The 13457-nt window shown below is 46.4% G+C and carries 9 protein-coding genes; 1 reads left to right on the forward strand and 8 read right to left on the reverse strand.

The annotated features are described in order from the left end of the window. Nucleotides 1–97 precede the first annotated feature (97 nt). The 8 genes from AB4111_RS05630 to AB4111_RS05665 form a co-directional block, all read right to left on the reverse strand. A complete protein-coding gene (locus AB4111_RS05630; protein ID WP_442030772.1) occupies nt 98–1867 on the reverse strand; it encodes a sensor histidine kinase in 1770 nt (589 codons plus the stop codon). Between the two features lie 18 nt (nt 1868–1885). Then, nucleotides 1886–3433: a response regulator transcription factor gene (locus AB4111_RS05635; protein WP_442030773.1), complete on the reverse strand. Its 1548-nt coding sequence runs from the start codon at nt 3431–3433 to the stop codon at nt 1886–1888. A gap of 270 nt (nt 3434–3703) precedes the next feature. Beyond that, entirely contained in the window at nt 3704–6775 is a 3072-nt protein-coding gene (locus AB4111_RS05640) for a X2-like carbohydrate binding domain-containing protein (RefSeq protein ID WP_442030774.1), read from the reverse strand. A gap of 318 nt (nt 6776–7093) precedes the next feature. Then, on the reverse strand, nt 7094–7432 hold the full coding sequence (locus AB4111_RS05645) for a VOC family protein (RefSeq protein WP_442030775.1): 339 nt from the start codon (nt 7430–7432) through the stop codon (nt 7094–7096). Between the two features lie 257 nt (nt 7433–7689). Then, nucleotides 7690–8571, reverse strand: coding sequence for an SMP-30/gluconolactonase/LRE family protein (locus AB4111_RS05650; RefSeq protein ID WP_442030776.1), 882 nt, complete (start codon nt 8569–8571; stop codon nt 7690–7692). A 15-nt stretch (nt 8572–8586) separates the two neighbouring features. Continuing rightward, complete coding sequence (locus AB4111_RS05655; protein WP_442030777.1) at nt 8587–9249, reverse strand: SGNH/GDSL hydrolase family protein; 663 nt, start codon at nt 9247–9249, stop codon at nt 8587–8589. 36 nt (nt 9250–9285) lie between these two features. Beyond that, a complete protein-coding gene (locus tag AB4111_RS05660; protein ID WP_442030778.1) occupies nt 9286–10074 on the reverse strand; it encodes an alpha/beta hydrolase in 789 nt (262 codons plus the stop codon). A gap of 143 nt (nt 10075–10217) precedes the next feature. Next, the gene (locus AB4111_RS05665; RefSeq protein WP_442030779.1) at nt 10218–11051 is read right to left on the reverse strand and encodes a helix-turn-helix domain-containing protein; all 834 of its coding nucleotides are present in this window, start codon (nt 11049–11051) and stop codon (nt 10218–10220) included. Nucleotides 11052–11179: 128 nt separating this feature from the next. Between AB4111_RS05665 and AB4111_RS05670 the strand changes: the two genes are divergently transcribed. Beyond that, entirely contained in the window at nt 11180–13207 is a 2028-nt protein-coding gene (locus AB4111_RS05670) for a beta-galactosidase (RefSeq protein ID WP_442030780.1), read from the forward strand. Nucleotides 13208–13457: the final 250 nt, after the last annotated feature.

Here is a 13457-nt window from a genome sequence, read left to right on the forward strand (position 1 = left end):
CACTTCACCACTGACACGCGAAAATCCCCCGTTTCTGTAGAGATACAGAAGCGAGGGATCTCGATTTTAATTGTATTCAATTGAAATTGGCTACGAATCAACTCGTGATTAAAGGCAGTGTAACGGTGACTCTCGTTCCTTCCCTGACAGTACTCATAATCGTGACACCATACGGTGAACCATATAATAACTCAATACGGTCATGTACGTTGCGAATACCGATCCCGCTGAATAGCTGACGATTGTTTTTCGGATTGGGCAACGTTTCTCCCATGACAAGCCCTTCAATACCATCACCATTATCCATAATCTCACAGATAAGTGATTCTCCCGCTCTGGACACCATGACATGAATCGTACCCGTCTCTTTCTTGATAAATCCATGGAAAAATGCGTTCTCGATAAACGGCTGGATCACCAGTTTGGGTACATGATAGTGTGTACAATCCGGAGCAACGTAGAAAGCAGCTTTAATCCGGCCACCATATCTGACGTGATTAATGAAGACATAATTTTTCAAATTCTCGACTTCTTGCTCCACTGTAACCGTCTGACTCACATCACTGATCGTATTTTGCAGCAATCCAATCAGCGCATTAATGGTCTCCGCAGCCCTGTCTTTGTTGCCTTGTTGCACCAGAACTTTGACAGATGCAAGTGTATTGTACAAGAAATGAGGATTAATCTGACTCTGTAATGCCGCAAGCTCTGCATTTCGTTGTTCATGCTGTGTCTGTACTAATTGATCCACATAATCATGTAATTCATCAAGCATGTAGTTGTACGCATGGCCCAGTTGGCGACTCTCGTAACTGCCACTAACCGGTATATAGTTATCCAGATCACTTTTCGTGATATTAGACATCTGCTTCACCAGTCTGCGCAGTGATTTGGTGATTTGGCTGGTGATGAGGAACACGAGGATGAGTGCGCCCACAACGATCGCTGCACAGATCAGCGCAACTGTCTTCATGTCTATGAGCTGTCCCATCGCCATTTCTTTATCCACTACATTAATCAGATAAAACCGATAAAAGGGCAAATACTCGGATAGAACAATGCTCTCCTGCCCCATAACACGGGCATTAACACTTTTCGAAACGTCCACACTTAAATCCTTAGCATATGTGAGCAGCTCCGGCTGAACTGTACCGATCCAGTCCATACGGTTTGATGATATGATTTCGCCCTTTTCGTTCATAATGACCACATCATTACCCCGACTCGTGAAACTGGAATAGAACTGCTGGAACTCCACTTCTCTCATGGTGACATAGAGTGTCCCGTATATGTGATTTCTTGTTCGATCCGTCAATGCCTTTGTTGCAGAAATCATCTGCAGTTCGCCTTCACTGGTATCACTGCGGTAATAGTCAAAGATTAGCCGACTCGGCGATTGAAGCGCTGCTTTAGTAATAGGCTCTTGCTTCAATTCATCCCCTGTCTTCTTAATGTAAGCCGGATTGGTGGAAAAACTTCGTCCGTTCACACCCACAATGGTAATACCTACTTCATATGACTCAATAATGGTTTGAACCCGATTCATGGTTTCACGCATATTATAGAAAGATTTGGCCGTTGAGACTGAGTCTGCATCCCCCTCAGACAGAAATCCCCGAATGGCACCACTTTGAGTTACATTATTGGTAACCGCAGCAATCGATTCATTAAAGGATTCAAAATTGGTCTTGATCTGATTAAGCACTTTGGAGTTTGTGATGCTGAACGTCTCGGTAAAGAGATTGGTTGACATATGAATGGTCGTCCACAAGATAAGTACTGACACGAGAACTATACTGACCACCATAACCAGAAACAACTTGGGAAATAATCCGAGACGAGATAATCTGTTCATCCATTTCTTCATGATCTTATCCTTCTGACTTTATGCCCAGAATTTGCGCCGGTATCGGCTTGGTGATAGTCCGGTGAATTTTTTGAACACTTTGCAAAAATAACTATGATCGGAATAGCCTACCATACTGCTTATTTCAGAGATCGTTACATCATCGGATCGCAGCAGTTCCTCGGCTTTTTCAATCCGAATTTTATTCAGATATTCATTAAATCCTTCTTTTTTGTGAGATGAGAAATAACTGGATAAATACGATGGATTGAAATGAAAGTGCTTGGCTACTTCAGCAAGTCCGAGCGGCTGGTCAAAGTGCTCATGCATGTAATCCAGCAGCATCTTCATGTTGGGATCACTACGTTTTCCACCTGCACCGGCGGTGCATTCCTGAACTTCGGTCATAAACTGATCAAGTACAGTCATAACTTCGTCCAGACTCGAAGCACCGTCCACATTTTTAAAATACGTATATTTGCTCTCTTCCAGCCCGGAAGACTGAACATCCATATCCGCGAGGGTAATGGTTACGTTGAAGATCAAGTTACCGAGAAATGATTTGATCTCAAACACATCGGCAATATAATCCCGTCCAAGTGTTGTCACATGATCCTGTAAATATTCTCTTGCCGCTTCGACCCGGTTACGCTTCACATGCTGTAAGAACATATTCACATTAAACTGGTAACCAGCGGGATGCAATGGAGGCAGTTCACCATACACCAGGATAGGTCGATCCTTATAATAGAAGCGATATTCCATCAGCTTAATCAGGCGTTCCCGGTAGACAACACCCATCTGTTCAAATAAAGTAAAGCTTTCACTAAGCACCCAACCAGGACTGCCTTCTCCTGTTGCATTTTCACTGGCCAACTGTCTAATCCGTTCAAGCATCCAACCATCTCTCGCAGGATCGACATTAAGAAGCATGACAGGTAATGAACCCTCTGCGGGAACCATTGCACATTCCACTTCAGGCAGATCACCGCGGAGCTTGGATTCAATATGTTCCTGATCCAACTTCAGCGGATTCCCTCCAGCATCCACGGGTTTATACACAAGCAATCGAAAGGATTTGTACGGAAAGGTATCTCGTATCATCGGCATTTCGCTATCTTCATCCAATGTAAATCCCGATAACATCTTCTCCATCAGTTGTCCAAGTCTCCAGCCATCGTGTGACGGCTCAAACTGTAGCTCCGGAATTTTACCCGCTGTGCGTTGAAGGACCTGCAATAATTCATTCGTATCCAGCTTCGGTTTCAGTATATAATCTGCTGCCCCGTGCTGAAGCGTAGAACGTACATACTCGAACTCACTGAAGCTGCTAAGTACAATAACTTCAATCTGCGGATTACTGGCTTTTAGTGTACGGACAAACGTTTCGCCATCCATGACAGGCATGACAATGTCGGTAATCACAATATCCGGTTTTAACAGGCTCACCTGCTGCAATCCTTCTTCACCGTTGGAAGCTTCACCCACAATGATAAATCCTTCTGCTTCCCAGTTCATATGGTGCTTTATGCCCTGTCTTACCAGAAACTCATCGTCAACAATCAGCACCTTGCACAACCGGTTCATGATCGCGACCCCCTTGTCTAATCTTTCCTCTATATCTGTATAGGCTATACCTACTATTATATATCGGTTATAAACACTTTCCAGTGTTAGCGGTTACATTAAATTTAAATTGATTGTACATCTTTTTATATCCTAAAACGATCGTATATTCAATGGTAACTATCTATAGTTTACACTATATTTCGACAAAATAAGAAGTCCTGAATCGCCTTTCGATCATTTGGCGAATCAGGACCCCTATTTTCAATCCTATTTTGTTAAATTACTCCCTTATGGTTCAATTCCCCACTGGAGACTTCCTGCAACATAACCGGTGACTTTGGACCAATCCGTATAGGATGACTGACTACCTGCAAAAGAATAATCATCCGTTTGCGTATAGTTGGTCCAATTGCTCTTGGAGAAGCGAGTATGAATTTCCGTGCTTTGTCCCGCATTCAAAGTTCCAGCCGAAGCTGTAAAGCCGAGCTCAAGTACGTGATCAGCACCTGTCCGTACTGGATTGAGTGCACTGAACGTGCCTGTTACATTCGAACTGCCAGCAGTCGCCCAGTCAGCGAAGAAGTTCTGAGGCTGTTCACCGTTTATCGTGTAATAGTATCTGATTTTTACATCAGACAGATTCAATGCTGTAGTACCCGTATTCGTCAGTTTGAATTTGGGGCTAATCGAGCTGCCCGTCGCTGAAGTGTTGCTATTAAACATCTCAATGCGTATGGTTCCAACAGGGGCAGGTGTCGTGTCTTTAATGAGCAGATTCAAGGTCGCATGAGCGCCTGCGCTGAATTGAAAGGTTAGTGCCGCTGCGCCATTTGGCAGGGATGCCAGGTAGTTTTTACTCAATACGACCTCATTGCCTGTTAACGTGTAATCTGTACCTGAAACCAGCGCTGCATTCCCGTTACGAATGGATACAAGTGTATTGCCGTTCAGCGTCAACGTGACTGGAATATCAACCTGATTACCGACTTTGCGATCAAATTCCGCTGTAACCGGTGTAATGGCAGAGTTGGTCACTGGTGTTGTACCTCCGCCATTGTTACCTCCAACACGGTCGGCATACAAAATTCCGCGGCCATTCGTTCCGAGGTATACTCTTCCATATAAACGCGGATCACCCGTAATTGTGGTTACACGAGCATACTGATGCTGATCATCGTTGATACGAACCCAATTGGCTCCACCGTCATCGGAGCGGAAGAATCCACGTGTTCCATCAATCTGTGCAACCGTATATAACGCAACAACGTTCTGTCCAGGGGCCGCTTTACCAAATCCGATACTGTCTGCTTCCTCTACATTGGCAAGCTTCGTGAATGTCGCTCCTGAATCCGTGGAATGCCATAATCCGTAAGGACCTGCTTCCTCACTACCACCTGCAAACCAGAGTTCACCTTCAACACCTGGAACGGCATCCAGATCGGCATTTCCTTCCATTGGAAGTCCCGTCGCAGGCGATGCCGTGAAGGCAGCACCACCATTCACACTCACATAGATTTTACCCGCTGCAAATCCATAGAATTTGTTTGGGTTTACACGATCAGATATCACTTTTGCCTGTGCAGGTATCCCTGTACTTGCCGTCCAGGAATTGCCGCCAGTCGAGTAATACACACCTTTGTCTGACGTGCTCCATACCAGTCGGTTACCATCCGCAGAGATGGCTACAGTTCCCCCTCCCGTTGTGCCGGCAGGTTCTGAATTGGCTTTATACCACGTAGTCCCTCCATCACTGGACAAACCAATGGATTTTGCATTTGGATCAGCAGCATAATCTGCTTTCCCTACGCGAACCATCGTATTCGGACTTAACTCTGCAAAATCCAGACTTTCTGTGGAAGAATAGTTCGGGCTCGTAAATATGGTCGCTGGAGCCTGATCCAGATTATTATGACGGAATCCCGAGACATCTCCCACTCCGCTTATCAAATGTGCACCGCTTGGCGGGCTGATCAGATCCAGTACGGCAATCTCCTCAACACCCTTCGCCATCACTGAAATATTGATTTTCTTATCATCATCCCAGTCTGTCAGGTTCTTCGTTCCATAGATCGTAGCCCCCGTTCCATACATCATGCGATCCGAATCAAACGGATCAATTTCCAGATCACCGATCATCCAGCCCAGTTTTGGAGTTGTTTCGGGTGGGGCAGGATTGGTACCAAATGTGAGCCATGGCGCTGCCGAAATATCCTGTGTATACCGTAACTTCCGGTTCGGATATCCATCAAATTCCCATATGCGTGTCCACGTCGCTCCGCCATCTGTACTGCGGAACAACGTGGCATCAGGCCACCAGGAGTTCAATGTCGCGACCATCAATGTACCAGGATTCTGAGCATCGACAGCCAATCCGCCATATCCAAAATAATTATCCGTGCTGCTGCTTGGAACAGGGCTGATGTTGGTCCAGACACCTGTGGACGTGTTCAGTTTCCAAACGTCACCTTTTGCCCCATCATAGGGTCCAACACCATCGCTGTACGTAATATAGAGGCTTCCGTCTGAATCAAGTACACCATGATGCGGGATGTAACCTGTAGGTTGACCCGAAACAGCTGACCAGGTCAGGCCGCCATTCGTGCTGCGATATACACTTTGATCTTTATCCGCAACACCCACATAGATGGTCTGGGTTGCCTGCCCCGCCGAACCTGTTGTTTTGTCAAACGTAATCCATGCCAGACCTACGATGTCGCTGGTATACTCATTCGAAGGGTCTTGCACATAATTTCCCGGATTCGGGAAGCTTGTGACTTCGTTCCAGGTCACACCGTAATCCGTACTTTTCCATAACCCATGACCACTCCGTGCACCGAAATACAGGATACGGTTATCATTCGGGTCCACAGTCAGGCGTTCTCCCATGGAACGTCCCGGCATGTTGCCTCCCACTTTGAACGGAAGAGTTGTGGTCTGCCATGTATCCCCCCGGTCCGTAGAGCGCAAGATGGAACCATTATTTTGGTCCCACGAATTCGTATACGTCCCAACTGCCATATACACGCGTTCAGGATCAACCGGGTCCGTAGCCAGTGCGTCCACACCATTCTTGTTCCAGTCATCCCAGCCAACAAAATCCGTTAAGGGTATCCAGCTCTCGTCAGCCGCATTCCAGCGATAGGCTCCCCCTATATCGGTACGGGCATAGATCAGATCCTTTTCCGACTCGTTGAAAATAATGCCCGGTACAAATCCGCCTCCTGCACCAGTCACCACATTTTTCCACTCATAGGCTTCACTCGGTGCCGCCGATGTAGTTCCAGCAAGTCCTGCCAGTGAAGCGGTTACTACGGCAACCGTCAAGCTCATCATTCGTAATTTCCCCATAAACGTTCTCATATCAACTTATCCTCCTCTTCAACTTTGTTACTGCATTTCGGTCTATCCCCGCTGTCTCATCGTGCTGATGATGGCGTGCCAGACGAATCAATGCATCCCTTGATACAAGAAGCCTCACCTCCCTCCAGCCTTATTGTTAAGCGCTTACATAATTATTCTTAATTCATGGTTATATGGATAATACTTTCAATAAATAACATTCGATGGAAAATTCCAAACCCCTCTGTCGAAATCGTTTTTTGTAAAATATTTTCAGTGTTTAAACTTGTTTATACAATAAAAAAAGCCGCTAAAATAGCGACTTTCATGGGATATAGATTAACACAAGATTTCAACAGTAAATCCACCAGGAGCTTCAACATAAAAAGTATAACCGTGTGCATGCTTAGGTGCGTCTACTTCAAAGCCATTGTCTTTCAAAAGACTATATATCCTGTCAACCTCTTGTTCGGTCGGTTGGGGAAATCCGATATGAAAAGTCATTGGATAGATTACGTTTTTACCCTTCATTAAAGTGAGAATAAAGCCTTCATCATCAAACATAACTGCAAATGCGTTTCCTCTCGTACCTTCACATGTCATACCAAAATAAGTCTCTAAAAACTCGCGAGCAGCTGGAACATCAGTAACTGTTAGGTTCAGATGATTTAATTTCATAATTACACCCTTTCCTACATATTTAATACGTCCTCCGTAGAGCTTTATCTCCAATCCAAATAATACCACATAATGGAACTATTTGGTCTGTCACTTTAATGAAAAGTCGTTTTATTTTTGTTCTATACAGACGAAAATCTAAATCAAAAAAAGATGCTGTTAGAACAGCACCTTTCCACATTTTATATAAGAGTACAAAATGAATCGTTTCTTACCTGGCCGACCAGTCAGAGGTTCACTACATGATTGGCACCTGTTTATTTCGAGCTACCATAGGCGTGAGTCTCCTGGCCTTTAACTCCCGGTCTGATGACAAAAAGTGAGCCCGCATCCGGTGTCTCTTTCAGACGTTCTTCCTTAATCCCTATACGTGCTGTTGTGATGTATAGCTCTTCAAGGTCCGGTCCACCAAAACAGCAGGATGTGACCTGATCCGCCGGCACCTCGATCTGTTGCAACAGTTGGGATGTATGCGGATTCCAGCGAGTGACTCTTCCTCCGCCCCAGTGTGCAACCCACAGCATGCCCTCACCATCAACCGTCATTCCATCTGGAAATCCGAATTCCTCCGGTATATGAATGACGCTTGTCCGATTCTGTATCGTACCTGCTGTCAGATCAAAATCAAACCGGTCAATTGAACGTGTCGGAGTATCAATGTAATACATGGTCTTCCGATCCGGACTCCAACCCAGGCCGTTGGATGTTGACACGCCTTGTACCATCGTGCGTACAGGTTGTTCTTGTTCCAGACAATACAGCGATCCGGCTTTGCTTTCATTATTCATACTCATCGTGCCTGCCCAGAAACGGCCCTTCGCATCACATTTTCCATCATTAAACCGATTGGTATCCTTATCTTGTTCGGGGTCCTCAATGGCATGCAGCTCACCCGTAATCAGGTGAAACGTATGAAACCCACTGCGTAAAGCAACCACAACTTCGTCACCCCGATACGGAACAACCGCGCCTACATGTTCACCGACATCATAAGCTTGATCCTGACCTGTAGCCGGGTCATACACATGCACCTTGAAACCTTCAATATCAACCCACAATAATCGATTGTTCTCCGCATCCCAGCTTGGACCTTCCCCCAGTAATGCTGGGGTTTGTACTGCAATAGTTACATTGCTCATGCCATCACGTCCTTATTAAGATTTGACGCCACCTGACCATTCGAATCCGATGGCATCCAAGAATGCTTTGGACAGTACCATATGGCCCGTTGCATCCGGATGTACCCGGTCATAAGTCAGCACAGACGTATAGAAATGATCCCAAAATGGAGCAAATGCAGCCTGTGTATCCACATACACCGCATCATACTCACTGGCTACCCTGCGTACCGCTTCTCCGTAGATATCCATCGTTGCCCGCATCGGATCTTCCGGATTGGCCTCAAGATAATAAGGTGTCATCAGTACCAGACCTTTTAGGTTGGGACGAACCGAAGCCACCAGTTCACGCAATGTGGATTCGTATTCTTCAAGAAACACATGTGACTCTGTTGACAATGGGTTGTCGAACTGACGCCATACATCGTTAATGCCGATCATGATCGTGAGCCAGTCCGGTTTAAGGTCCAACACATCACGATCCCAGCGCTGTTTCATATCACGAATCGTATTCCCACCATTACCCACATTCTGGACACGCAACATCAATTCCGGATAGATGGACCGCAACAGGGCATAGACTTGCGCTACATAACCATGGCCCAGACCTGAGCTGCCTTCGCCTACAGGATGTTCCCGACCACAGTCCGTAATCGAATCTCCGATGAACAGAAGCTTATCATTTTTCTGCAATTTCATTGTCATTTACTCCTTCGCTCTAAAGCACTAATATAATTACCAGCCTTGATTCTTAAGCCACGTCAAGCATAGATCCGACCATACCCGAACCGCGTGGTTATACTCAGCCAATCCAAGTCCATGTGAGCCTTTCTCAAAAACATGCAAGTCATAAGGAATGCCATGCGCACCCAATGCAAGTGCATAACGCAAGCTATTCTCTACAGGCACTGCCTGGTCATCGCTGGTGTGCCAGATGAACGCTTCAGGAGCATCCGCTCTCACCTGCTGTTCCGCGCTAAAAGCTCTAATCTGCTCGGCAGACGCGTCAGACCCAAGCAAATTTTCACGGGAACCGGCATGTCCATAGGACTCCATCGTAATGACCGGATAACAGAGAATAACGCGGTCCGGACGTGAACTTTGGCGTTCAATCCGATCCTCATGATCTGGTTGCCCCTCGTCATACAGCGTTCCCAGTGTTGCTGCAAGATGTCCACCTGCAGAGAATCCAAGTACTGCAATCTTGGCAGGATTGATCCCGTACTGTTCGGTATGCGCACGAACATAACGTATGGCACGCTGACCATCTGTTATCGGTGCAGGATGCTGATGAGGCGCCACCCGGTATTTCAGGACAAATGCACTGATGCCTGCGCGGTTCAACAATTCGGCTATTGGAGCACCTTCATGGTCAGCCAAATATCCATAGCCACCACCAGGACATACAATGACAGCGCTCTCGGAACCAGCCTGAATAAATGGAATCAAATGCGGCATCTCGCCTTCATGGCCCTGCGCTGCATAAGGTGCAGCATGATCCCATAAGGGTATCGTGGTTGTCATCTTCAATCATCCTCTCCAAGTAGAACGGAACCATGGGTCCGTTTAAACGTTTTCGAATCTCAGGAATCGATACCATCATAACGGCAATGACCCTCATGCATCAATACCTTCCTGGCATCACTTTTTAATCATTTGAGTACAAGTTAATACAAGTTACGGAACTGTTCGGGAGTCACTCCCTCAATTCTGCGAAATGTAGCGACAAAATGGCTTGAATCCCGAAAGCCCACCCGAACTGCGGTTTCCCTAATCGTCAGGGCGGTATTGCCGGTCATGACTTCCTTAGCCTTGCGAATGCGCAGCAAAATGAAATAACTATAGGCTGTCATGCCAAAGGACTGTTTGAACAAAGTGTTCAGATGTCTGGATGAGATCCCCGTTACAGCAGCCATATGTTCGAGTCCAATCTCGGGATTCGCATAGTGTTGTTCCATAAATGCAATGAGCGGAGCAAGTCTCTCCACGGCATGTGAGATGGAATAACGATTACCCGTCATGCCATGTTTTTTGAGCAAAATCAGAAATCGGTATATATCCGCCGACGCCTCGAGTCCCGACAAATCCTGATCACTTCTGATTGAATTCAGCACCTCCTGGCCGTAGTCGTTAAACGGGCTACTCTGCTCCCACTGATGGAATGCCGCTTCACCCAGACCAAGTGACTCCATGATTGCCGGACACTGCGAACCGCCAAATGTAATGTAAAGAGTCTCCCACTCCCCCTGAGCACGCACATATTCATGCGGTTCATTCGGAGGCAGCAAAATACCGGATGATTCCCCCAGTATGACCGTGGACCCGGCAAACTTAAATTCTCCGGCCCCCTTCACGGTCTGAAGCCAGTGGTAACAAGGATACCCCGCAGATCTGGACACCTTCTCCTGATTGCCGTTATAACCCAGGCTCTCAATATAAAGGGGCAGCGGCTGATCACGTGATGTCATGAAATATCGTTGATGTCGGGGTGAGATAAACATGGGATGCCTCCTTGGTTATAAGCTGAGTTAGACTTCCATATTCTTATATCAGTCATTACTTTTATTATATTTTAAAAGTCATATGTATCATATAGTATAGGATTATTCTTATACAAGAGGTGAACACATTGATTAGCAGCAAACTACCCAAAATGTTCTACGGCGGCGATTATAACCCGGAACAGTGGGACCACGAAACCCACCTTGAAGACCTGCGCATGTTCCAATTGGCAGGCATTGATATTGCCACGATCAACGTATTTTCATGGGCATTGATTCAGCCTGATGAAGTTACTTACCGTTTTGAAGAACTCGACCAACTGATTAATCGTCTATATGAGAATGGTGTCTATATATGCCTTGCAACGAGTACGGCTGCCCATCCGGCCTGGATGGCGAAGAAATATCCAGACGTGCTTCGTGTAGATGCCGATGGACGCAAACGCAAATTCGGTGGGCGACATAATTCCTGTCCCAACAGCCCGACCTATCGCAAATACGCTGAGAAGATTGCGGATAAACTGGCCGAACGATACAAGGATCACCCCGCAGTTCTCGTATGGCACATCTCCAATGAATATGGCGGTGAGTGTTACTGTGATAACTGTGAGAAAGCATTCCGCGTGTATCTGAAAGAACGTTATCAGACTCTGGAACAGGTCAACAAAGCGTGGAACACGAATTTCTGGGGGCATACCTTCTACGATTGGGACGAGATTGTACTACCGAGCAACCTGAGCGAACATTGGGGTAACAACAATTCAACATTCCAGGGAATCTCGCTGGACTACTCTCGCTTCAACTCCGACAGCATGCTGGATTGTTATCTGTTGGAATACGATACGATCAAAAAACACATTCCGGACTCCGTTGTTACGACCAATCTGATGGGATTCTTCAAGCAATTGGACTATTTTAAATGGGCAAAACATATGGATATCGTCTCCTGGGACAGCTATCCCGGTCTCGCAACACCTGTAAGCTTCACAGCCATGGCTCATGACCTTATGCGCGGATTGAAGGATGGTCAACCGTTCATGCTTATGGAACAAACACCAAGTCAGCAGAACTGGCAGCCGTATAACTCACTGAAGCGTCCAGGTGTCATGCGTCTGTGGAGTTATCAATCTGTTGCGCACGGGGCCGATACCATCATGTTCTTCCAGCTTCGCCGATCCATCGGTGCCTGTGAGAAGTATCATGGTGCAGTTATTGAGCATGCTGGACACGAGAATACACGTGTATTCCGCGAAGTCGCTGAGCTCGGCAAGGAATTGCAGATCCTTGGCGACACCACGCTGGATGCATCTGTTGAATCCAAAGTTGCGATTGTGTTCGACTGGGATAACTGGTGGGCCATCGAAAAATCAAGCGGACCTACAGTTGCCCTGAACTATGTGGATCAGATCCATAAATATTACGCAGCCTTCTTCCGCCGCAACATTCAAGTAGATATCATCAGTGTGGATACAGATATGAGCACATACGACATTGTCCTTGCCCCTGTCCTTTACATGGTTAAACCAGGGTTTGCCACCAAACTGGAGAAGTATGTTGAAGCAGGTGGCACATTCCTGACGACCTTCTTCAGTGGCATTGTGAACGAGAACGATCTCGTGACCACTGGTGGATACCCGGGGGAACTCCGTAAACTTCTCGGAATCTGGGTGGAGGAGATTGATGCGCTGCTGCCTGAGCAAAAGAACCGCATTGTCCTCAAAGAAGCATACGGCGATCTTGAAGGAGAATATGACTGTGGCATGCTCTGTGACCTGCTACACAGTGAAGGAGCCGAAGTCATCGCGGAGTATGGAGACGACTTTTATAAAGGCATGCCTGTTGTGACACGTAATACCTTTGGTCAAGGTGAAGCCTGGTACGTTGCATCCGACCCGGATGAGCGCTTCCTGGATGGTTTGCTGGGACAGCTTGCAGCAGCCAAGAACGTAGAGTCCTTGCTTGAGACACCGGAGGGTGTTGAAGTAAGCGCACGTACCAAAGACGGTAAACCTTACCTGTTTGTCATGAACCATAACGCAACCACGCAATCCTATGATCTCGGTACAGCCAAGGCACATGACCTGCTCACCCATCGCGAGCTTTCGGGAAATGTTGAGATTGAAGCCCGCGGGGTGCAATTGCTCGAAATGAAATAAGCAATTTCGCTTCATTGGAATCATTGGTAAGAACACAATGTGATAAAGAAATACCCCTGATACAAAGTGTCACATATTCATTCTTTTTGTGCTTGTTATTGTCTTCAGCGAGGATATTGGTATAGATTTCATACCTTTATCGTCTTCTGCAAGCTAAAAGCTGCTACTTCCCGTATCCGTTTACACCGGATGCGGGTTTTTGGCATTATCTGTGGTCTTTTTGATAGAAGGAAATATCACTATGAAAAGC

The organism is Paenibacillus sp. 2KB_22 (assembly GCF_052115745.1).
Classification (GTDB): Bacteria; Bacillota; Bacilli; order Paenibacillales; family Paenibacillaceae; genus Paenibacillus.